At 62.3% G+C, this 21,918-nt stretch carries 21 protein-coding genes and 1 tRNA gene; 8 read left to right on the top strand and 14 right to left on the bottom strand.

Going from position 1 to position 21,918, the window contains the following annotated elements:
• The first annotated feature begins 158 nt into the window (after nt 1–158).
• From PQQ52_RS02325 to PQQ52_RS02315, 3 genes are all read left to right on the top strand, one after another.
• Entirely contained in the window at nt 159–488 is a 330-nt protein-coding gene (locus PQQ52_RS02325) for a YkgJ family cysteine cluster protein (RefSeq protein WP_408206451.1), read from the top strand.
• A gap of 94 nt (nt 489–582) precedes the next feature.
• Nucleotides 583–1,176 carry a DUF1439 domain-containing protein gene (locus PQQ52_RS02320; protein WP_408206450.1) on the top strand — a complete coding sequence of 198 codons (594 nt, stop codon included), beginning with the start codon at nt 583–585 and terminating at the stop codon, nt 1,174–1,176.
• 81 nt (nt 1,177–1,257) lie between these two features.
• Nucleotides 1,258–2,094, top strand: coding sequence for an undecaprenyl-diphosphate phosphatase (locus PQQ52_RS02315; RefSeq protein ID WP_408206448.1), 837 nt, complete (start codon nt 1,258–1,260; stop codon nt 2,092–2,094).
• Between the two features lie 85 nt (nt 2,095–2,179).
• Here PQQ52_RS02315 and trmB read toward each other — a convergent pair whose 3' ends face one another.
• Nucleotides 2,180–2,974 (bottom strand): tRNA (guanosine(46)-N7)-methyltransferase TrmB, encoded by a 795-nt coding sequence (gene trmB, locus PQQ52_RS02310; RefSeq protein WP_408206446.1) that lies wholly within the window; start codon nt 2,972–2,974, stop codon nt 2,180–2,182.
• Between the two features lie 384 nt (nt 2,975–3,358).
• Between trmB and PQQ52_RS02305 the strand changes: the two genes are divergently transcribed.
• Complete coding sequence (locus PQQ52_RS02305) at nt 3,359–3,742, top strand: hypothetical protein (RefSeq protein ID WP_408206444.1); 384 nt, start codon at nt 3,359–3,361, stop codon at nt 3,740–3,742.
• A 158-nt stretch (nt 3,743–3,900) separates the two neighbouring features.
• Here PQQ52_RS02305 and PQQ52_RS02300 read toward each other — a convergent pair.
• The 4 genes from PQQ52_RS02300 to PQQ52_RS02285 all read right to left on the bottom strand — a co-directional run bounded on the left by PQQ52_RS02300 (nt 3,901) and on the right by PQQ52_RS02285 (nt 6,177).
• A tRNA-Gly gene (locus PQQ52_RS02300) sits at nt 3,901–3,974 on the bottom strand.
• Between the two features lie 84 nt (nt 3,975–4,058).
• The gene (locus PQQ52_RS02295) at nt 4,059–4,622 is read right to left on the bottom strand and encodes a YggT family protein (protein WP_408206442.1); all 564 of its coding nucleotides are present in this window, start codon (nt 4,620–4,622) and stop codon (nt 4,059–4,061) included.
• Nucleotides 4,623–4,840: 218 nt separating this feature from the next.
• Nucleotides 4,841–5,161, bottom strand: coding sequence for an EthD family reductase (locus PQQ52_RS02290; RefSeq protein WP_325044170.1), 321 nt, complete (start codon nt 5,159–5,161; stop codon nt 4,841–4,843).
• A gap of 77 nt (nt 5,162–5,238) precedes the next feature.
• Entirely contained in the window at nt 5,239–6,177 is a 939-nt protein-coding gene (locus tag PQQ52_RS02285) for a Rossmann-like and DUF2520 domain-containing protein (protein WP_408206440.1), read from the bottom strand.
• Nucleotides 6,178–6,942: 765 nt separating this feature from the next.
• Between PQQ52_RS02285 and PQQ52_RS02280 the strand changes: the two genes are divergently transcribed.
• Together PQQ52_RS02280 and PQQ52_RS02275 are read left to right on the top strand one after the other, a co-directional pair.
• Nucleotides 6,943–7,257 carry a hypothetical protein gene (locus PQQ52_RS02280; protein ID WP_408206438.1) on the top strand — a complete coding sequence of 105 codons (315 nt, stop codon included), beginning with the start codon at nt 6,943–6,945 and terminating at the stop codon, nt 7,255–7,257.
• A gap of 147 nt (nt 7,258–7,404) precedes the next feature.
• The gene (locus PQQ52_RS02275; protein WP_408206437.1) at nt 7,405–8,370 is read left to right on the top strand and encodes a threo-3-hydroxy-L-aspartate ammonia-lyase; all 966 of its coding nucleotides are present in this window, start codon (nt 7,405–7,407) and stop codon (nt 8,368–8,370) included.
• Between the two features lie 67 nt (nt 8,371–8,437).
• On the opposite strand, the gene PQQ52_RS02270 is transcribed toward PQQ52_RS02275, so the two are convergent.
• Both PQQ52_RS02270 and PQQ52_RS02265 read right to left on the bottom strand, forming a co-directional pair.
• Nucleotides 8,438–9,118, bottom strand: coding sequence for a LysE family translocator (locus PQQ52_RS02270; protein WP_408206435.1), 681 nt, complete (start codon nt 9,116–9,118; stop codon nt 8,438–8,440).
• A 126-nt stretch (nt 9,119–9,244) separates the two neighbouring features.
• Complete coding sequence (locus PQQ52_RS02265) at nt 9,245–10,813, bottom strand: UbiD family decarboxylase (RefSeq protein ID WP_408206434.1); 1,569 nt, start codon at nt 10,811–10,813, stop codon at nt 9,245–9,247.
• Nucleotides 10,814–11,417: 604 nt separating this feature from the next.
• On the opposite strand from PQQ52_RS02265, the gene PQQ52_RS02260 reads away from it, so the two are divergent.
• Nucleotides 11,418–12,599 carry a transglycosylase SLT domain-containing protein gene (locus tag PQQ52_RS02260; protein ID WP_408206432.1) on the top strand — a complete coding sequence of 394 codons (1,182 nt, stop codon included), beginning with the start codon at nt 11,418–11,420 and terminating at the stop codon, nt 12,597–12,599.
• A 208-nt stretch (nt 12,600–12,807) separates the two neighbouring features.
• Here the strand turns inward: PQQ52_RS02260 and PQQ52_RS02255 are convergent, their stop codons facing one another.
• The 4 genes from PQQ52_RS02255 to ribBA all read right to left on the bottom strand — a co-directional run bounded on the left by PQQ52_RS02255 (nt 12,808) and on the right by ribBA (nt 16,193).
• Nucleotides 12,808–14,004 carry a pyridoxal phosphate-dependent aminotransferase gene (locus tag PQQ52_RS02255; RefSeq protein WP_408206431.1) on the bottom strand — a complete coding sequence of 399 codons (1,197 nt, stop codon included), beginning with the start codon at nt 14,002–14,004 and terminating at the stop codon, nt 12,808–12,810.
• 64 nt (nt 14,005–14,068) lie between these two features.
• Entirely contained in the window at nt 14,069–14,503 is a 435-nt protein-coding gene (gene nusB / locus PQQ52_RS02250; RefSeq protein ID WP_408206430.1) for a transcription antitermination factor NusB, read from the bottom strand.
• Complete coding sequence (gene ribH, locus PQQ52_RS02245) at nt 14,500–15,006, bottom strand: 6,7-dimethyl-8-ribityllumazine synthase (RefSeq protein ID WP_006050161.1); 507 nt, start codon at nt 15,004–15,006, stop codon at nt 14,500–14,502. The genes nusB and ribH overlap by 4 nt, the downstream gene beginning before the upstream one ends.
• Nucleotides 15,007–15,056: 50 nt before the next feature.
• Nucleotides 15,057–16,193: a bifunctional 3,4-dihydroxy-2-butanone-4-phosphate synthase/GTP cyclohydrolase II gene (gene ribBA, locus PQQ52_RS02240; protein ID WP_408206428.1), complete on the bottom strand. Its 1,137-nt coding sequence runs from the start codon at nt 16,191–16,193 to the stop codon at nt 15,057–15,059.
• 208 nt (nt 16,194–16,401) lie between these two features.
• Between ribBA and ilvD the strand changes: the two genes are divergently transcribed.
• Nucleotides 16,402–18,264: a dihydroxy-acid dehydratase gene (gene ilvD / locus PQQ52_RS02235; RefSeq protein ID WP_408206426.1), complete on the top strand. Its 1,863-nt coding sequence runs from the start codon at nt 16,402–16,404 to the stop codon at nt 18,262–18,264.
• Between the two features lie 242 nt (nt 18,265–18,506).
• On the opposite strand, the gene PQQ52_RS02230 is transcribed toward ilvD, so the two are convergent.
• The 3 genes from PQQ52_RS02230 to hemL are packed head-to-tail and all read right to left on the bottom strand — an operon-like array spanning nt 18,507 to nt 21,677.
• The gene (locus PQQ52_RS02230; RefSeq protein ID WP_408206424.1) at nt 18,507–19,142 is read right to left on the bottom strand and encodes a riboflavin synthase; all 636 of its coding nucleotides are present in this window, start codon (nt 19,140–19,142) and stop codon (nt 18,507–18,509) included.
• Between the two features lie 15 nt (nt 19,143–19,157).
• Nucleotides 19,158–20,333 carry a bifunctional diaminohydroxyphosphoribosylaminopyrimidine deaminase/5-amino-6-(5-phosphoribosylamino)uracil reductase RibD gene (gene ribD, locus PQQ52_RS02225; RefSeq protein WP_408206422.1) on the bottom strand — a complete coding sequence of 392 codons (1,176 nt, stop codon included), beginning with the start codon at nt 20,331–20,333 and terminating at the stop codon, nt 19,158–19,160.
• Between the two features lie 60 nt (nt 20,334–20,393).
• Entirely contained in the window at nt 20,394–21,677 is a 1,284-nt protein-coding gene (gene hemL, locus PQQ52_RS02220) for a glutamate-1-semialdehyde 2,1-aminomutase (RefSeq protein ID WP_408206420.1), read from the bottom strand.
• Between the last annotated feature and the right edge of the window lie 241 nt (nt 21,678–21,918).

The following is a 21,918-nucleotide window of genomic DNA, read 5'->3' as shown; positions in this document are numbered from 1 at the left end:
GATTGAACAGCGCAGACGCCTCTTGAGCGTGGCCTTTCTACGCATCAAGTTTAGTTGGGCGACCCTCTGGCGGATTGTGTAAAAAGGTCGCACGGGATGCGGTGGCACAATGCGGGTCTGGTATAGCGTTGTGTGTTGTCGAGTTCAGGAAAAATGTCGTGAGTGATGTGCCGAATAGCGTTGTGAAGCGCGAGTCCCCGTTCCATGTAGCCGGTCACGCGTGCCGCCCCGATTGCGGCGCGTGCTGCATTGCGCCGTCGATTTCGAGCCCGATCCCGGGCATGCCGAATGGCAAGCCGGCGGGCGTGCGCTGCGTGCAACTGGGCGACGATCTGCGTTGCGCGATCTTCGGTCAGCCGGAGCGGCCGGCGTGCTGCTCCGGACTGCAACCGCAGATGGAGATGTGTGGCACGAACCGCAGCGAAGCGCTCGCGTGGCTCATGCAGCTTGAAACGCAGACTCAACCGCAGCCGACGGCGCACGGATAGCGCGCCTGAGCGAACTGCCACGTCATCCATTGATCCGAATCCAGGCGACCCAATGCAATTGCATGCTTGAGAAGGCTTCCACAGGAGATTTCGCATGACTCGACCCGCTGCGCCGACCCGGCGCCGCTTCCTGCTTGCCGCGCTGGCAGGCTGCACCGCACTTGGCATCACCGTGTCGCTGGCGGCCTGCGCGACGCCGACCTTTCCATTCATCCCTTCGCATTACACGTTCTCGCAGCAGCAGGTGCAGGACGCGGTGCAGCGTAAATTCCCGTATCAGCGCACGGTTTCGCAAGTGTTTGACGTCGCATTGACGAATCCGGTGGTCGGCTTTCTGCCGGACGCGAACCGCGTTTCGGTGAAGCTCGACGCGCGGCTTGTGAGCCCGTTCATGCCGCAACCGGTCGACGGCGTCTTCACGCTGTCGAGCGAACTGGCCTACGACGCCGCCAGCAAGTCGGTCGTGCTGAAGTCGCCGAATGTCGACAATGTCAGCGTAAGTGGGCAGGCGCAGGCCTACACGCAGCAGATCAATGCCGCGGCGGCCGTGCTCGCCACGCAGTTGCTGACCAACTATCCGATCTACACCTTCAAGCCCGAACAACTGCAATTTGCCGGCGTGAATTACGAACCCGGTACAATCACCATCCTTACAAACGGCATACGCGTGCAAATCGTCGAGAAATGACGCTGCGCGCGGCCGGCAGGGCCGCGCGCATATCGTGCTGACCCTGTTCGTTCCGACTATCTACAGCGATGAGGGTCACGGATGGACTGGCTATTGGCTTGCAAGGCGCTGATTCTGGGCGTCGTCGAAGGATTGACGGAATTTTTGCCGGTGTCGAGCACCGGCCATCTGATCGTTGTGGGCAGTCTGCTCAATTTCACGGACGAACACGCGAAAACGTTCGATGTCGTGATCCAGCTCGGCGCGATTCTGGCCGTGTGCTGGGAGTTTCGCCGCCGCATCGGCAGCGTGGTGGTCGGCTTGCCCAGCCGGCCTGACGCAAGGCGCTTTACGCTGAACGTGATCATCGCGACGATTCCGGCGGTCGTGCTTGGCTTGCTGTTCGAGAAGGCCATCAAGGCGGCGCTGTTTTCACCGGTGCCGGTCGCGTTCGCGCTGGTGGCGGGCGGGGTGGTAATCCTGTGGGCGGAAGCGCGTCAGCGCGCGCGAGGCGACGTGGCGGCGCGCGTTCAGAACGTCGACGATCTCGGCCCGCTGGATGCGTTGAAAGTTGGCCTTGCTCAATGTTTCGCGCTGATCCCGGGCATGTCGCGCTCCGGTTCGACGATCATCGGCGGGATGCTATTCGGCCTCGAACGGCGCGTCGCCACCGAGTTCTCTTTCTTCCTCGCGATTCCGATCATCTTCGGCGCGACGGCGTACGAGCTGTATAAAGACTGGCACCTGCTGTCCGCCGACGCGCTGGGCAGCTTCGCGCTCGGCTTTGTGGCGGCCTTCATCAGCGCCTTCGCCTGCGTGCGCTGGCTGCTGCGCTATATCGCAGCGCACGATTTCACCGTGTTCGCGTGGTACCGGATCGGCTTCGGTCTGTTGATCCTGCTGGTCGGCTATAGCGGTGCGTTGAGCTGGGCGGACTGAGTCTCCGCTTATCTGTCGAGTCATGAAAAAAGGTCCGCGTTTGCGGACCTTTTTCCTTACGGCGAACGAGGTGTGGTGCGCGGTGTTATGACGCGACGCGCTTCCTGAACACCAGGTCCCACACGCCATGCCCAAGTTTTAGCCCACGGCGTTCGAACTTCGTTACCGGACGATATTCGGGGCGCGGTGCGTAGCCGTCGGCGGTATTTTCCAGCGCGGGATCGGCGCCGAGCACTTCGAGCATCTGCTCGGCGTAGTTCTGCCAGTCGGTCGCGCAGTGCAGATACGCGCCCGGTTTCAGACGCGAAACCAGCAATGCGACGAACTTCGGCTGGATCAGGCGGCGCTTGTGGTGGCGCGCCTTGTGCCACGGGTCCGGAAAGAAGATATGAGCGCCGTCGAGGCTGTCCGGCGCGATCATCTGTTCAAGTACTTCGACTGCGTCGTGCTGGATGATGCGGATGTTCGACAGTTCCTGCTCGCCCATCAGCTTCAGTAGCGCGCCGACGCCTGGCTCGTGAACTTCGACGCCGAGGAAGTCGTCGTCGGGACGGTGCGAGGCGATCTCCGCGGTGGTCGCGCCCATCCCGAAGCCGATTTCCAGCACGCGCGGCGCGGCGCGGCCGAACACGCTATTCCAGTCGGGTTGCTGCGGGGTAAACGGCACGACGAAACGCGGACCGAGTTCGTCCATCGCGCGGCGCTGGCCGGTCGACACGCGACCCGCACGCGTGACAAAGCTGCGGATGCGGCGTCGATGCAAGGCTTCATCTTGAGGGGCGTCGGAGCCGGTACCGGTGTCGGCCGCCTGGCCTTCGGTTTCGATGGAAGCCGGCGGAAGTTGGTCCGGCAGGCCGGTGTCGTTTGGATCGTGGATCATTGTCGATACTGCTCAAGGGTGAGGGCCTGGCGGCTTGCATGGCGTGTTACGAGGCGCCGTGTGTGCCTGTGCGGCACGAGCCGCTGCTCGCCGACGCGGTTCGCTCGAATCACTATGCCCGGCCGCTGCCACTACAAAAAAGCCGCCTTCATGGGAGGCGGCTCGTGCTGGATTCTGCTGACGGTTCAGCAGGAAGGTGGAGCGGGCGTTGCAAGTGCGCGTAAGGTAGCACACCCGAAAAGGGTGCGTCCAGACGATGGCCGGCGTAAAGATGGCCTGACGTTGGTACCAAGATTACGTTTTCATAACCATGACAGCCATTCGTATGATTTAATCGCGTTGTAAGCCATCCTGTTGCAACGATTATCTAAACGAAAATCCACTATGGGCAAACACGCACACAATCATCGTCAGGCTAAAGCCGCTAAAACGGATTGGGTCGCTATCGATCCAACTGCGGTTCCGACTACCTCCCAGAATGCACTTCGTAAATCCATGGCCATTGAAGGCGTGGCGCTCACGCAATTCAACGATTTACTGTGGTTAATGGCGCAGGAGTCCGGTGGCATGGTGGACACGCGCAGCGGGAAGTTGTGCACACGCGGGATGTACCAACTGTTACGACCTCAGTATGAATTGAATCCGAATGGCGAAAAGTCGTTCGGTAATGCTGTCGAGGAATGTCAGGGCGGGATTCGCTATATTCTCGGGCGGTATCACACCGCTGCATCAGCGCGTCTGGTGTGGGAAGCAAACCACTGGTGTTGAGAGTTGAACAAGCTTCTATTGGCGGGCTTCGTTTCGGCCATGTGCTGGATGGGCGCAGCGGATGACAGGCGGGGAGGGTGTAACTGGCGGAAAGTACGGCAGATTCAGATCTTTTCGCGAAGCCGCCTGGCCAATCGCCAGGTGAGCTAAAAAGAATCTGGAGCGGGCGATGGGAATCGAACCCACGGCTCTAGCTTGGGAAGCTAGGGTATTACCATTATACGACGCCCGCAGAGCGCACGATTCTACTCGGGAAGGGGCGGTTAGCGCAAATCGCGCTGCCGCCACCCTTACTCAGAAGGCGCAGAGGGCCTGTTCAGATCACGAAGTAGGTCAACTGAACGGCCGCACGCGTCACCACCATCAGCAGCACCTGCACGATCACGAACAGCAGAATCGGCGAAAGGTCGATGCCGCCGAGTTGCGGGACTACACGGCGCAGCGGATTCAGGAACGGCGCGGTCAGCTGGTACAGGATCGGCATGGCCGGCGAGCGCGGATTGAGCCATGACAGCAACGCCATCAGGATCGTCATCCAGATGATCAGGTTCAGCGCCCACTTGATGAGCGTCAGCACCGCGACGATCAGCAGGGTCGGCGCGAGCGTGAGCGGATCGGCGCCCGTGAGCACGACCATCAGCACCACATAAATGATTGCCGCAAGCAGCGCCGCGACCAGGCTTGCCCAGTCGATGTTGCGCGTGCTGTGCAGGATGTGCCGCAATGGCAGCACGATCCAGTTAGTCGCGTGCAGCACGGCGTTCGTGACGGGGTTGTACGGCGGCATGCGCACGACCTGCAACCATGCGCGCAGCAGCAACGCGGCGCCGAACAGCGTAAAGACGGTATTGAGCAGAAAACGGGCGATATCGCCAAACATCTCGTGTCCTTATCCTTCGGATGACGGCCGTCGATCGGCCGCGGGATGCCGGCGCTGACCGATCGGTGCACCGGCGGGTTCATTTGGATTGCCTGCGCCATTCCTGCGGGAGGCGCGTTACGCGTCACAAATGGGGACGCAGTAGATCAATTTCCAGATGTTCGAGTCAGGTTAATTGGCGAATTGCATGCCGCCAAGCCGCACCCAGCCACGGGATATCACACAGAAATCTTGATTTCGCTGATCAGAATCGTGCCGTTGCCACCGTCGGTGTAATTCGGGATGTCGGCAACCAGGCGCTCCGAGGCCGGCTTGAAGACCTTGTAGAAGTCGTCCGCGCTATCGAACAGGAAGTGACCCGCGGCGACGTACGGCGGCGGCGTTCCCGGTGGCCCGGCATTGATGCCGACATCTACCGACCAGCCTTTCAGCGACGGCCCGAACAGCTTCGCCGCAAGCGGCATGTGCGTGACGCAGTAGTAGTCCACGTCGAAGTGGCCGTTTTCCCGGTACGGATAGAGGATGCTGACCTTGATCATTGTGCGTTCTCGTCTGTTGGTCCCTAGGCGCGGCGCTGGCGGATTGCGCGCGGCGCCGGACGTCACATTATCACGGCTTACTTGACGCTTGCACCTGCTGCGGCCTGATTCAGCGACCGGTTGAGCGATTCTTCCACCGCCTCGGCAATCGCCTCGATCGCTGCGGGCGGTTTGGCGCGGCGTTCGGCCAGCCCGACCGCACGCCGCGATAGCAAACCGTATAGCGCGGCGTGATCGCCGCCGAGGCCTTCCAGCAACGCCAACTGCTTCTCCACGACGCCCGTGTCGCCGCGCGACACCGGACCGGCGAGCGCGTTGGGCAGGCCCTTGTCGCGAGCAGTTTCGATGGTGCCGGAAAGCATTGGCAGCAGCGCGCGCAGCGCGTCTTCTTCAGCAAAGCCAAGTGTGCGCCACAACGCTACGCATTCGGCGAGGCTGCACAGTGCGAAGCTGGCGGCGTAATGCGCGGCGGCGTGATACAGCATGCGGCCGCCCGCTGGAATCGACAGTGGATGGCAGCGCAAGGCAACGGCCAGCGCCGTCAGCGCGTCTTTGAGCGCCCCATCGGCCTCGATCGTTACCGAGCAACCGGCGATCCGTTCGACGTCGGCGAGGTCGCCGCTAAAGAGGTAGAGTGGGTGAAAGCCGCCGATCGAGGCGCCCTGATCGCGCGCCGGGGCCAGCAGTTCGACCGGTGAGGCGCCGCTGCAATGCACGAGCGCTTTACCTTGTGGGCCGCTCGCCGCGTCCGCCGCGTACCGCAATGTGTGCGCTGTCGAACCGATGCTGTCATCGGGAACGGCTAAAAAGACAATATCGGCGGCGTCGACGACCTGTTGTGGATCGTCGAACGCCGCGCAATGTTCGATTTGACTGGCGAGCCGGCTGGCCGAGGCCGCCGTGCGGCTCGCCACCGCCGTGACGGGATAGCCGGCGCGGGAAAAGCTCAGCGCGAGACAGCGCGCGAGCCGTCCCGCTCCGATGAAGCCGAGGCGCGGCAGAGAGGACTGGGACATGGTTGCGTGCTCCAGACGGGACACTTGAACGGGAAAGCAGAAGTATCGCATCCGCCCGTCAGTGGCGCGTCTCGGGACCGGCATTCCTCTGATCAGTTCGCGCGCGATATGGCGCGTCCGGTCGGTTATCTGGTCGCACACGCCCTGCGGGTCCGAAAACTGCTCACAATTTCCTCATGAGCTGGTTTGGCAGTCGCTGTTCCGGGTTTTTCGTCTCGCAGTCAGATTCCGGAGGTAACGATGAATATTTTTTCTTACCGAAAGCACTTGCGGTTCTTGACGCATTCGCAGCGCCGTCGCTGGTGGGACCAGAAGAAGCGTTTGACGCCACGCGTACGTATCAGCGGCGCGTATGTCCCGCCCAACGTCTCCAGAGAATTCGCCTACGTGAAGGTAGGCTGAAAACACCGTTTGCTCACGAGTAAGAGATGCCCGGCGCAATTGCGCCGGGCATTTTTCATTTGGGCCGTCAGGATTGAAGCTAATTTGTAATCAAAGATTACTGACAAGTGAGTGCCTGAGCCCGCAGGACCCACAAAGCAGTGGATTTGTGTGCCCTCGCCCGCTGGCAAACCCTTGGTTCTCAGCCGGTTAGACCTTGTATCCGGCTGGCGTCGCATGGACGCAAATTCCGACCTATTGCCGCCAATTGCAATTTGCAACAAATGCGAACATCTATGCGCGGGCTTTTTCGATACATTGATTTCATAGCATGCAAGGCATGCAAAGTCGGCGACCTTAGTGGGCCGCGCCAGGAGAATAAAAGTGAAAAAGATCGTTCCGTTTGTTGTTGCCGCCGCACTCGGCGTGGGGTTCGCTACTGCTGCAGAGGCGCACGTTTCTGTCGGTATAGGTATTGGCATTCCGATCGCGCCGGCGTATCCGGTTTATGCTCCGCCGCCGCCGGTCTATTACGCACCGCCGCCGCCACCAGTGGTTTATGCGCCGGGCTATTACGCTCCGCCGGCAGTCGTGGTGGGTGGGTATTACGGTGGGTATGGCCGTCCTTATTACCATCACGGCTACTACGGTCGCGGTTACTATGGCCACGGCTACGGCCACGGTTACTACCGCCGCTAATCGCAAGAAAAGCGCAGACGTAGGTTGACGGCGTAATGCCGGCTTGATCGCCGGGTTACGCCGTTTGTATTTGTGCGGCGACGTACCAAAGCGTAGGCGAAGCTGGGAGAATGGCTATTTCGCCAACGCTTTTGGAGAGTCTCGCCGATGCAAGCGCTTCCCGCTCCCACTTTCGACGACGTACTCGACGCCGCTGCGCGTCTGGAAGGCATCGCTCACCGTACCCCCGTTCTAACCTCGAGCACGTTTAACGAGCGCACGGGCGCGTCGGTGTTCTTCAAGTGCGAAAATTTTCAGCGCATGGGTGCCTTCAAGTTTCGCGGCGCCTACAACGCGATTTCGCATTTCGACGCGGAGCAGGGCAAAGCGGGTGTGCTGACGTACTCGTCGGGTAATCATGCGCAAGCGATTGCGCTATCGGCGCGCCTTGCAGGGATTCACGCGACGATCATCATGCCGCACGACGCGCCCGCTGCCAAAGTTGCGGCGACCAAGGGTTATGGCGGCGAAGTGATCAGCTATGACCGCTACACCGAGAATCGCGAAGAGATCGGCCGGCGGCTCGCTGAGGAGCGCGGCATGACGCTGATTCCGCCGTACGACCATCCGCACGTGATCGCGGGGCAGGGTACAGCGGTTAAGGAATTGATAGAAGAAACCGGCCCGCTCGACATGCTGTTCGTTTGCCTCGGCGGTGGTGGACTGATCGGTGGCAGCGCATTGTCGGCGGCGGCATTGAGTCCGGCGTGCACCGTGATCGGCATTGAACCCGAAGCGGGCAACGACGGCCAGCAATCGCTCGCGCGCGGCGAGATCGTGCATATCGACGCGCCGCGAACGATTGCCGACGGCGCTGCATCCACGCATCTCGGTGACTACACGTTCGCGATCATTCAGAAGCTGGTTGCGCGGATCGAAACGGTTAGCGACGAGCAACTGATCGAGACGATGCGTTTCTTCGCGCAGCGCATGAAGATCGTGGTTGAGCCGACGGGTTGTCTCGCCGCGGCTGCCGTGCTCAACGGTATCGTGCCGGTGAAGGGCAAACGCGTGGGCGTCGTGGTAAGCGGTGGCAACGTCGATCTGGCGAAGCTGGCGCAGTATCTGGCCTGATTGGCTTCAAGTTGCGTGCACGTTGAAATCGACGGAAGTCGGCTCGCCAAGGCGAGCCGTTCCTTTTTTAGCTAGCAACCTGTTGTGCGGTCTGTACGATCAGATCGCGATACCCGTTCACGATCACGCTATACGAGAAGTACGCGAACAGCAGCGCGGACAACACGTGGCACACGCGTAGCAAACCGGTACCGGCGCGTTTGCGTCCGTGGCTGCCGAGCCCGCAGATAAAAATTGTCCAGCACAAGCCACCCAGGAAGAAGCCGCCGAGGAACACCGGCGCAGTCGTCACACTGGTCGCGCCGGCTTTCGCGATTAGCGCACCGCCCACGGCTGCGAACCACAGAATCGCCGAAGGCGATGACATTGCCAGCAAGACCCCGCGCAAGAAACCGCGCCACGGGGAAAGATGGGGTGCTTTGGCATCCGCTTCTCCTGCGACGGGAGGGGCCGACGCCGGGAACAGCGCTTCACGCGCCATCTTCCAGGTGAGAAACAGCAGGATCGCCGCGCCGCCGATCCACACCACCCAGCGCACCGATTCGAACTGCAGCAACGCCGCCATTCCCGCGAGCGCGAGCGCCGCGTAAACCAGATCGCCGAAACAGGAACCCAGGCCTAGCCAGAAGCCAGGTTTGAAGCCATGCGACAGCGTCAGCGAAATCATCGCGACGTTGACAAGGCCGATGTCCAGGCACAACGACAACGACAGAAAAAATCCATCCGACATCATTGAAAAGGCATGCATCCGCGCAACTGCTCCATCAGTTTTGTTATTCAGACTTGTTCGAGCGCGCGCGATCCGGCGGGTGACCGGATCGCTTCGATGCCGACAGAATCCTAAAAATTCAACCGTGTGATTCGAGGGCTGTTTTTACAGACCCAACTCATTCCACAAGGTGTCGATCCGCTGTTTGACCGCTTTGTCCATCTCGATCGGCCGGCCCCATTCGCGATCGGTTTCGCCCGGCCATTTGTTGGTCGCGTCGAGCCCCATCTTCGATCCGAGACCTGCCACCGGCGAAGCGAAATCCAGATAGTCGATCGGCGTGCGATCGACCAGCACGGTGTCGCGCGCAGGATCGATACGCGTGGTGATGGCCCAGATCACTTCCTTCCAGTCGCGGATATTCACGTCCTCGTCGACCACGACGATGAACTTCGTGTACATGAACTGCCGCAGGAAACTCCACACGCCGAACATCACGCGCTTGGCGTGACCCGGGTAGCTCTTCTTCATCTGGACGATCGCCATCCGGTAGCTGCATCCTTCGGGTGGCAGATAGAAGTCGGTGATCTCGGTGAACTGCTTCTGCAACAGCGGCACGAACACTTCGTTGAGCGCGACGCCGAGCACGGCGGGCTCATCGGGCGGTTTGCCGGTGTAGGTGGAGTGATAGATTGCGTCGCGCCGCATCGTGATGCGTTCGACCGTGAAGACGGGAAACCACTCCTGCTCGTTGTAGTAGCCGGTGTGGTCGCCATAGGGGCCTTCGAGCGCGTGTTCATAGCCAGCGGACGCCCCCTTCGTCGGACGCGGCGGTGCGCCTGCGGGAGCGGGCGAGGGCGTGCCTTCCTGCGGATAGATAAAGCCTTCCAGAACGATCTCCGCTCGCGCGGGCACCTGCAAGCCGTCGACGCCCGGCGTGATGCACTTCGCGAGTTCGGTCCGGCCGCCGCGCAGCAACCCGGCGAACTGGTATTCGGAGAGCGTGTCGGGCACCGGCGTGACCGCACCGAGGATGGTTGCCGGATCGGCACCCAGCACGACAGCCACGGGATACGGTTTGCCCGGATTCTGCAGCGCGAACTCGCGGAAATCGAGCGCACCGCCGCGATGCGCGAGCCATCGCATGATCAGTTTGTTGCGCCCGATCAGTTGCTGGCGATATATGCCTAAATTTTGTCGGCTCTTATTTGGACCTTTTGTGACGGTCAGGCCCCATGTGATCAGTGGTCCTGCATCGCCTGGCCAACAGGTCTGAATCGGCAGCTTTCCGAGGTCGACATCGTTGCCTTCCCAGACGATTTCCTGGCAGGGTGGCGCGCTTACCGTTTTGGGCGCCATGTCCCACACCGCCTTCGCGAGCGAGAATAGTTTGCCCGCGTCCTTGAGCCCCTTCGGCGGCTCTGGTTCCTTCAATGCGGAGAGCAGGCGGCCGACGTCACGCAGCGACTCAAGCGCTGCGCCATCGCCTTCACCTGCCTGCGCGTCGATACCCATGCCGAGCGCAACGCGGCGCGGTGTGCCGAACAGGTTGCCGAGGACCGGAAACGCATGCTGCTGCCGACTCTCGAACAATAACGCCGGACCGCCGGCGCGCAGCACGCGGTCGCACAGTTCGGTCATTTCCAGGATTGGCGAGACGTTTTGCGAGATACGGCGCAGTTCACCGATCGTTTCGAGACGGCCGACGAAATCGCGCAGGTCTTTGTATTTCATCTGGTGCGGTAAAGGGCCGCGCAAGCGGCAAAAAGGAGGGTGCCGCAGGTTTCGCGGTGCCAAAACGATTGTCGATTTTACCTGTGTTGGCAGGCGGACGTAGATTGGCCAAATGGCCTACATCGCAAGGAGTAATTGAGATAGCTCAAGAGGCGCGCACCGCGCGGTTCTGGACGGACTGAACACCGTTCATTATTACAATTAGTTATACATTTGCCTATCTATAGTGTTGACGATCTATAAAACCCTGCATAGAATCCGTCCACATTGGTTGCAGGGCGTGAACCTTTTTACCACTGCCCCCGGTCCCAGCAGACGCAACGCGTCACCGTTTACCGACCCCCTGCACGGTATTTGACGGTCTTACTGAAGACCTCGCCAGCGCCAATTGACGCTGGTTTTTCGCGTGGGAGCCTCCGCCCGCATGTTTTTTGGCATGCCGCGGGCCGCTTTCGAGACGGCTCCCCACAAACGGTATTTGCCGTTTTCCCGACGTCGCTGCTGCCCTTACCAGACAGAGCGCGCGATGTCTTGACTCTGCGAACGTGTGTTACCGCCTGTTCAACTGGCGGAGTTCGCGGATCATGCAACATGGGAGATCTGAATGAACGCCTGGTTATCGTGGCGTCCCGATGAACGTATTGCGCAAGTTGTGCGTGGTGCGTTGCGTCGCGGGACGCGAATGAGTCATCACCTGTTCAGCATCGTCGGCGGAATCGCTGTCGTGCTGGCAATGACACTGTGGTTGATGCCGGCCTGGCGCGGCCCACTTGCCGCCAAGCTGATGCCGGTCATTTCCGCCGCTGTGCAAGCCGGTCCCGCCCGTCTGCTGCAGGGCAACCCGCTGCCGGCTTTTGGACCGCCTGGCGCGTCCTCTGACGACTCGCTGTCCGCGAATTCGACCAGCAGCGACGCCGCTAGCGGCGCGAACAACGGCAACAATGACGTCACCGTCAGCAATACCAGCTATGACAGCGCCTTCGACGGCACCGGCACGTCCGGCATGGGCGTGGCGGCGCTGAACGGCCTCGACCCGCGCACCATGCAAAGCGTCTCGGCGCTGGCGCGGCTCATCCCGGCACAGCGCGTCTCGGCCGACGCACGCGACGATCGTGTGCTGGTCTCGACCCGCGAGCAGGACCTGGTCGCGTCGTACCTGGCGCGGCGCTATCGCGTCGCTCAGGAGCCCGTTAGCGAGCTCGTAAAGGCAGCATTCGACACCGGCCGCGAAGTCGGTCTCGACCCGCTTCTTCTGTTGTCCGTGATGGCAATCGAATCGGGCTTCAACCCGTACGCCGAGAGCGGCGTGGGCGCGCAGGGCCTGATGCAGGTGATGTCCAAGGTCCACTCGGACAAATTCCAGTATTTCGGCGGTCAGAGCGCGGCGCTCGAACCGGTTGCGAACATCAAGGTGGGTGCGCTGGTGCTGAAGGATTGCATCGCACGCGGCGGTTCGCTGCCGGGTGGCTTGCGTCTCTACGTCGGCTCGACCTCGCAGGACGACGGTGGCTATGGCGCCAAGGTGATGGCCGAGCGTGGCCGCCTGCGCGATGTGGCGCGTGGTCGCAAGGTGCCGATCAATGCACCGCAGGCTCCGGTTCTGACGGCGTCGAACACGGCTACGGCTGCTACGGCATCAGCTAACGGCAAGCGCGTGCAGGTGACGCTCGACGCCGGTCATCCGCTGAGCGCGGCAACGACGGTGAAGACGCCTGTGTCCGAGCAGGACGACGCCAGCTCCAATGCGCCCAAGCATGTGGCATCGGCTTCGGAGTTGGGCGCTTGAGGTTGTTGGCTGCGTAACCCCGTTGACGTGACGCGAGAGCGGCCGCAACAAAAAAGGACACCCGAGGGTGTCCTTTTTTTATGGCTGGCGCGCTTGTGCGATGGAGCGCGCGGCCGCGGGGTGCGTATCAGGCATGGCACCCGCCAAGGCCAGCGTAGGTCCCTTTGGAGCCAGCTCAAACCCCAGCGCAGCGCGCATGCCCGTTCGTTCAGTGCCGTCCGAAGAGCCTCGCCAGCCGCTCGACGGCTTCTTCCAGCTTCGGCAGGGCGGTTGCATACGACAGCCTGATGTAATCCTTCGGCGCGTGCGTGCCGAAGTCCATACCCGGTACCAACACCACGCCCGCTTCGTGCAGCATCTCTTTGGTGAGCGCCGCGCTGTCTCCGGCCGCCTGATGCGCAACCGTCCGGCAATCGGCGTACACGTAGAACGCGCCGTCGGGCATCACCGGCACCGAGAAGCCCAGCGATTCGAGCGCCGGGGCAATGAAGTCGCGGCGGCGCTTGAACTCGAGGCGGCGCGCTTCATAGATCGCGATTGTTTCCGGTTCGAAGCAGGCCAGCGCCGCATGCTGCGCGAGCGCCGACGCGCAGATGAACAGGTTCTGCGCGAGTTTTTCGAACGCGCCGACCATGCCGGGCGGTACCACCAGCCAGCCCAAACGCCAGCCGGTCATGTTGAAGTACTTTGAGAAGCTGTTGACCGTGATGACGTCATCGCCGAACGAGAGCGCCGAGACAGGCTTGGCGTCGTAGCTGAGGCCCTGGTAGATCTCGTCGACGATCGTAAAGCCGCCACGTGCCCGCACGGTCTTGACGATGCGTTCGAGCTCGGCCGGTTCGATCGACGTGCCGGTCGGGTTCGACGGCGACGCCAGCAGCACGCCGCGCGTGCGTTCGTTCCACAAGCGCTCGACGTCGGCGGCGGTCAGCTGAAAGCGTTCCGCCGGCCCGCTTGGTACCAGCACCGGCTTGCCTTCCGCGGCGATCACGAAGTGGCGGTTGCACGGGTAGCACGGGTCGGGCATCAACACTTCGTCATCGCGATCGACCAGCGCGGCGCAAGCCAGCAGCAGCGCGGCAGACGCGCCGGCGGTGACGACGATCCGCGCCGGATCGACGCTGACGCCGTAGAAGTCAGCGTAATGCGCCGAGATCGCCTCGCGCAGCGCGTGCAGGCCGAGCGCATTGGTGTATTGCGTGACGCCGCGGCGCAGGGCGCTCGCGGCCGCTTCGATGACCGGCTCGGGGGCGGTGAAATCGGGTTCGCCGATTCCCATGTGGATGATGTCGCGCCCATCGCGCTCGAGCAGCGCGGCTTCCTTTGCCAGTTCCATCACATAGAAAGGCTGGATGGCATCCACGCGGGCAGCAAGCCGCACCAAGGGTTCGGTCACGGAGTTCATACGATCAAATCCAGTTCATAGGCAAAAGCGGGACAGCGCCTTGCGCGCTCGTCCCGCCTTGCCCTCAAGGCTTGCGAGCCGCCTGCGTTTCGGCAGCGCGCAATTGCGCTGACAGCTTGTCCAGCACCCCGTTCACGTACTTGTAGCCGTCTGCACCGCCAAACGTCTTGGCGAGTTCGACCGCTTCATTGATGACCACGCGATAGGGAATATCGACATGATTCTTCAGTTCGAACGCGGCGACCAGCAGAACAGCGCGTTCGACCGGCGAAAGCTGGTCGATCGGGCGGTCGAGGCACGGTGCGATATCCGCGGAGAGCGCTTCAGAATCGCGGATCACGCCGTGCAGAATGGCGTCCAGGTGTTCGTGGTCGGCCTTGTCGAAGCCCTGCGCGCCGCGCAGCTGCGCGTCGATTTCACCGCTGGGCGAGCCCGACAGCAGCCACTGGTAAAGCCCCTGCGTGGCCAGTTCGCGGGAGCGTCGGCGTGCGCTCTTCATGCTTCTTCCTCTTCTTCGTCTTCTTCCTCGTCGTCACCGCCGAGTTGCTCGAGCGCGACCGCGAGGTTCGCCATTTCGACGGCCACGCGCGCTGCGTCACGACCCTTCTCGGTCATGCGTGCGACAGCTTGCTCGTCGTTTTCGGTGGTCAGCACGGCGTTCGCGACCGGAATGCCGAAGTCGAGACCGATACGCGTGATGCCCGCGCCGCTTTCGTTCGACACCAGTTCGAAGTGGTACGTCTCGCCGCGAATCACCGCGCCTAGCGCGATCAGTGCGTCGAATTGCGCGCTTTCGGCGAGCTTTTGCAGCGCCAGCGGGATTTCCAGCGCACCCGGTACGGTGACCAGCAGCACGTCTTCGCCGGTCACGCCGAGGCGTTCGAGTTCTTCGATGCACGAATCCGCGAGGCCGTTGCAGACGGGTTCGTTAAAACGCGCCTGGACGATGCCGATACGCAGTCCGTCGCCGTCGAGATTCGGTTGGTATTGTCCGATTTCCATGTGAATTCCGTAGTGTTTTGAGTTGGCGCTTAAGCGCGTGAATGGTCGGATCAGCCTTGTTGCGGAGCCTGTGCGGTGCTGCCCGGCATGGGTACGAAACCAGTGACTTCGAGGCCGTAACCCGACATGCTGCCCAGCTTGCGCGGGTTCGACAGCACCTGCATCTTCCCGACACCGAGCTCGCGAAGAATCTGCGCGCCGATACCGTACGTCTTGAAGTCGACCGGCCGGCGTTTGAGCGCCTCAGCCTTTTCTTTCGAGTCGAACGCCTTGAAAACGTCGACCAGATGATCCTTCGAATCGCCGCAGTTCAGCAGGACGATCACGCCGAGGTCGCGCTGGGCGATCTCTTTCATGGCCGCATCCAGCGTCCATGAGTGAGTCGACTTGCCGACTTCGAGCAGATCCAGCATCGACAGCGGCTCGTGCACGCGCACCGGCGTCTCGTGCTCCGGATTCGGTGTGCCACGCACCAGTGCGATATGCGGCTGGCCGCTCGGCTGGTCGAGATACATCACCGCGCGAAACGCGCCGTGCGCGGTTTGCATAGTCCGTTCGCAAATGCGCTCGACGATCGATTCGGTACGGCTGCGGTAGTGAATCAGATCCGCGATCGTACCGATTTTCAGATCGTGCTCTTTGGCGAATTCCATCAGGTCCGGCAGGCGCGCCATCGTGCCGTCGTCTTTGATGACTTCGCAAATCACCGCAGCGGGCATGAGGCCTGCCAGCGCGGTGAAGTCGCAGCCGGCCTCGGTGTGGCCGGCGCGCACCAGCACGCCGCCGGGCTGCGCCATGATCGGGAACACGTGCCCCGGCTGCACAATGTGCTCGGCCTTCGCATCAGGCGCGACCGCCGCGGCGATCGTGCGGGCGCGGTCGGCCGCCGAGATGCCCGTGGTCACGCCTTCGGCTGCTTCGATGCTGACCGTGAACGCTGTGCCGTACTGCGTGCCGTTGCGATAGGTCATCAGCGGCAGGTTCAGCAGTTTGCAGCGTTCCTGGGTGAGCGTCAGGCAGATCAGGCCGCGACCGTAGCGCGCCATGAAGTTGATCGCTTCCGGCGTGACGAATTCGGCGGCGATCACAAGGTCGCCCTCGTTTTCGCGGTCTTCTTCGTCGACGAGGATCACCATCCGGCCTGATTTCAGTTCGGCAATGATCTCTTGGGTGGAGGCGAGCGTCATGTTGGCGGGAGATTTTCGAAGAAAGCGCGTATTTTACGCCACGCGCGCCCCCAAGTCGCCTAGGCCGGGTGGCATAGGCCGTTTGGCCAGGCCGTTGGGCTGTCTGGCGGCGGTTTGACAGGGCGACGTTGCTATAATTCGTCGCGCCCGCGAAGGCCTCCTCCAGAATCCAGAAAACCAATCCCCGCTAACCCGTTCGAGAAAGATCATGCCGCACTATCGCTCACGCACATCGACTCATGGCCGCAATATGGCCGGCGCCCGCGCCTTGTGGCGCGCCACCGGAATGAAAGACGACGATTTCGGCAAGCCGATTATCGCCGTGGTGAACTCGTTCACCCAGTTCGTGCCGGGTCATGTGCATTTGCGCGATCTCGGCGCGCTGGTCGCGAAGGAAATCGAAGCGGCCGGCGGTGTGGCCAAGGAATTCAACACCATCGCGGTGGACGACGGCATTGCCATGGGTCACGGCGGCATGCTGTATTCGCTGCCCTCGCGCGAACTGATTGCCGACTCGGTGGAATACATGGTCAACGCGCATTGCGCCGACGCCATGGTCTGCATCTCCAATTGCGACAAGATCACCCCGGGCATGCTGATGGCCGCTATGCGCCTGAACATCCCCGTCGTGTTCGTTTCCGGCGGTCCGATGGAAGCGGGCAAGGTCAAATCGCCGACAGACGGCCAGGTGATCGCCAAGATCGACCTGATCGACGCCATGATCAAGGCGGGTGACTCCCGGGTCAGCGACGCGGAAGTGGCGGAAATCGAGCGCAGCGCTTGCCCGACGTGCGGTTCCTGCTCGGGCATGTTCACGGCGAACTCGATGAATTGCCTGACCGAGGCAATCGGTCTGGCGTTGCCCGGTAACGGCACGATCGTCGCCACGCATGCATGGCGCAAGGGCCTGTTCGAACAGGCCGGCCGTTTGGTGGTGGACCTGTGCCGCCGCTACTATCAGGAAGAAGACACCTCGGTTCTGCCGCGCAACATCGCCAGCAAGCAGGCATTCGAGAACGCCATGGCGCTTGATGTGGCCATGGGCGGTTCGACTAATACGGTCCTGCACCTGCTGGCAGCCGCGCAGGAAGGCGGCGTCGATTTCACGATGTCCGACATCGATCGCATCTCGCGCAAAGTGCCGTGTCTGTGCAAAGTGGCGCCCGCCACCGACAAATTCCATATCGAAGACGTGCACCGTGCCGGCGGCATCCCCGGCATTCTCGGCGAACTGGCGCGTGCGGAGCTGCTGGATCTGTCGTGCGGCAATGTGCATAGCGGCACACTGGGCAATGCCATCGCCAAGTGGGACGTCGCTGGCGGCGCGGGCGAAGAAGCGCAGAAACTCTTCCGCGCGGCGCCGGGCGGCATTCCGACCACCGTCGCATTCAGCCAGGAAGCCACCTTCACGTCGCTCGATACAGATCGCAAGACCGGCTGTATCCGCAGCAAGCAGAACGCGTATTCGAAAGACGGCGGCCTCGCCGTGCTGTACGGCAACCTTGCCGAGAAGGGCTGCATCGTCAAGACCGCGGGTGTCGACGAATCGCAGTGGGTCTTCTCCGGGCGCGCGCGCGTGTTCGAGAGCCAGGACGACGCCGTTGAAGCGATTCTGGGTGACAAGGTCGTGGCGGGCGATGTGGTCGTGATCCGTTACGAAGGCCCCAAGGGCGGCCCGGGCATGCAGGAAATGCTTTACCCCACGTCGTATCTGAAATCCAAGGGCCTGGGTAAGAACTGTGCGCTGTTTACCGATGGCCGATTCTCGGGCGGTTCGTCAGGCCTGGTGATCGGACATGCTTCGCCGGAAGCGGCCGAAGGCGGCACGATCGGTCTGGTGGAAGAAGGCGATGTGATCGAGATCGACATTCCTAATCGCAAGATGCATCTGGCGGTGTCGGACGAGCAATTGGCGCGCCGTCGCGAAGCCATGGAGGCACGCGGCGACAAGGCCTGGCTGCCGGTGGATCGTGAACGCGTGGTGTCGCAGGCGTTGCAGGCCTATGCGGCGCTGGCGACCTCCGCTGACCGTGGCGCCGTGCGGGACCTCTCGCAATTGAAGCGCAAGTGAGACGTAGTTGAAGCGTAACCGACCGGTTCGTTGATGCGGGAGCCGCGAGGCCGGGCGGCGTTCGCAATGAACGCCGCCCGTAGGTCACTCCAACAGTTGGATGTCCGTCAGCGGATCGGGTTCGGCGTTCAAGCTGCGACGGCAACGAACTAGCGGCTGCGTCCAGCTACGGCAGGCGACCAAAAAAACGCTTCCAGCCGACACCGCTGGACTGCGATGACGGGGAAGGCCCGTCAATCCGATTACTTCAACGGCTGTTGGCCGTCCTGCGATGCCGAGAGCATCCGCTCCACATACCGCGCAATCAGATCGATCTCCAGATTCACCTGCGAACCCTCGCGCAAATTCTTCAGCGACGTCACCTGCACCGTGTGCGGAATCAGATTGATCGAAAACTCACAGCCGTCTTCGCGATCTTTAACCGAGTTGACGGTCAAGCTCACGCCGTTAACCGTGATTGAGCCTTTGTAAGCCAGATAGCGGCCAATTTCGCGCGGCGCCAGCACGCGCAGTTCGTGCGACTCGCCGACCGGCGCGAAATGCGTGACGGTGCCGAGTCCGTCCACGTGGCCGGAGACGATATGGCCGCCGAGCCGGTCATGCGCGCGCAGCGCCTTCTCGAGATTGACCTCGCCCGGTTCGCCGAGACCGACCGTGCAGTTCAGACTTTCGCGCGACACGTCCACCTCGAACGAATGGGCGCCTTTTTCCACCACCGTCATGCAGGCGCCCTGGATGGTAATGCTGTCGCCGAGCTGGACGTCTTCGAGATCGAGCCCGCCGGCTTCGACGTTCAGACGCACGCCCGCGTCGCCGTCCGTGCCGAGGGGTTTGACTGATTCGATGCGGCCCACCGCCGCGACGATTCCTGTAAACATCGTACTAATCCTTGATCAATTCGGAGTTGGTTGTGGAGCGGGCTCGGTTCCGGTTCCGGCTTCGGGTGCCGGATCCGGCGCGGAGCGGGGCACAAAGCGCGCGAGAATTCGCAGATCGTCGCCGATGCGGTCGACTGTATGGAAGCTCAGTTGCGTGCGGCCATCGAGCGTTTCCGGCGCGTTCAGATTGAACATACTCATCGAATCCACGCCGAGCAGGCTAGGCGCGAGATAGACCAGCAGTTCGTCCACACAGCCTTCGCGCAGCAGCGAGCCATTCAGCTTGTAGCCCGCTTCGACGTGCAGTTCGTTGACGTTGCGCTCGCTGAGCACTTTCAGCATGGCGGGCAGGTCGACCTTGCCCGCCGCGTTCGCCAGTTGCACGATTTCCGCGCCACGATCACGCAGTACGCTGGCTCGCTCGGCATGGCGCTCGTCGAGATTGCCGCAGAAAATCAGCGTGGGTGCGCCGGCCAGAATCTGTGCTTCGGGCGGCACGTCGAGCTGACTGTCGATCAGCACACGTTGCGGCTGGCGCGGCGTGTCGACGGCGCGCACGGTCATGCGCGGATCGTCTTCTCTGACGGTGCCGATACCCGTCAGGATTGCCGACGCGCGGGCGCGCCATGCATGACCATCGGCGCGCGCCGCTTCGCCGGTAATCCATTGACTGACGCCCGACGGCAAGCCGGTGCGGCCGTCCAGCGACGCCGCCACTTTCATGCGGACCCAGGGGCGGCCGCGTGTCATGCGCGACACGAAGCCGATGTTCAGTTCGTGCGCTTCGTTGGCGAGCAGTCCACAGCGAACTTCAATGCCGGCGTCGCGCAGCATCGTGAGGCCACGCCCGGAAACTTGCGGATTGGGGTCTTCCATCGCCGCCACCACACGATCGACCTGCGCTTCGATCAGCGCATTCGCGCACGGCGGTGTGCGGCCGAAATGGCTGCATGGCTCAAGCGTCACGTAGGCTGTGGCGCCGCGCAGATCATGGCCGCGTGAACGCGCGTCCTTCAACGCCCGCACTTCGGCATGATCCTGGCCGGCCGGCTGCGTGAAACCTTCGCCGATCACTTCGCCGTTCTTGACCAGCACGCACCCGACGCGCGGATTCGGGTCGGTCGTGTACATGCCGCGCCTGGCCAGTGCGAGCGCGCGCTCCATATGGACGAAGTCGGTTTGCGAAAACATCGGGATCCGGTCGGGTACGGTGGCTAGGCTGGTTTCGGCGGGTTTTGCGTCTCGCCGGTTTCAGGCCGCGAGCGAGGCAAACGCGCCGCGCGCTGCGTCGATCGTCGCGTCGATGATCGCGTCGTCGTGCGCGATCGAAACGAAGCCCGCTTCATACGCCGATGGCGCGAAGTACACGCCTGCGTCGAGCATCTTGTGGAAGAACGCATTGAAGCGGGGCACGTCGCTCTTCGTGACTTCGGCGAAACTGGTCGGAACCGATTCGGTGAAGTACAGGCCGAACATGCCGCCGAGCGAATCGGCCGCGAACGGCACCTTCGCTTCGCGCGCGACGGTCGCGAGACCTTGCGCGAGACGCGCGGTGCGGGCGGCGAGCGTGTCGTAGAAGCCCGGCGCCTGGATCAGTTGCAGCGTCTTCAGGCCCGCCGCGACCGCGATCGGATTGCCCGACAGCGTGCCGGCCTGGTAGACGCCGCCGAGCGGCGCGAGGTGAGCCATGATGTCGCGCCGGCCGCCGAAAGCTGCCGCCGGCATGCCGCCGCCGATCACCTTGCCCAGACACGTCAGATCTGGCGTGATGCCGTAGACCTCTTGCGCGCCACCCAGAGCGACGCGGAAACCGCACATCACTTCGTCGAAAATCAGTACCGTGCCGTATTCGGTGCACAGGCGCCGCAAGGCTTGCAGGAATTCGGGCGTGGCGCGCACGAGGTTCATGTTGCCCGCCACCGGCTCGACGATCACCGAGGCGATCTCGTTGCCGAACGCCTTGAACGCTTCTTCGAGTTCCGCGACGTTGTTGTACTCGAGCACCGTGGTGTGCTTGGCGATATCGGCCGGCACGCCCGCCGAAGTCGGATTGCCGAACGTGAGCAGGCCCGAGCCGGCTTTGACCAGCAGGCTGTCCGCGTGGCCGTGATAGCAGCCTTCGAACTTGACGATGCGGCTGCGGTTCGTGAAGCCGCGCGCGAGACGCAGCGCGCTCATGGTCGCTTCGGTACCGCTTGACACCATGCGAACCTGTTCGATCGACGGCACCAGTTTGCAGATTTCTTCGGCGATTTCCACTTCCGCTTCGGTCGGCGCGCCGAACGAGAAGCCGTTGCCCAGCACGCGCTGGACCGCTTCCAGCACTTCCGGGTGGACGTGGCCGAGGATCATCGGGCCCCACGAACCGATATAGTCGGTATAGCGCTGACCGTCCGCGTCCCAGAAGTAGGGGCCTTGCGCGCGCTCGATGAAGCGCGGCGTTCCGCCTACCGAACGGAATGCGCGGACCGGCGAGTTCACGCCGCCGGGGATGGTGCGCTGCGCGCGCTCGAAGAGAGTCTGGTTTTTAGACATGGTGATGGCTGGAATTTGGGTTGCGCAGCGGCGCGGGGGCTGGTTTTTGCGCTCCGCGTGGCGCTGAGGGGTGATGGGGAAATTGTACCGGAGTCAGCGTGAAGAGGTTTTGGGTTGGGCAGTGTTGGGGCGGGTTGCTGTTTTCTGCGGCTTTTCTTGAATTCTTAGTGGTCTATTAGCGTTGCCCCTGTGCGGGGCGGCACTTACTTTCTTTGCCGCCGCAAAGAAAGATAAGCAAAGA

Source organism: Paraburkholderia sediminicola (assembly GCF_046030555.1).
GTDB lineage: Bacteria > Pseudomonadota > Gammaproteobacteria > Burkholderiales > Burkholderiaceae > Paraburkholderia > Paraburkholderia sediminicola_E.
Note: the sequence above shows the minus strand (reverse complement) of the source record. Positions and strands in the feature narration are given on the sequence as shown.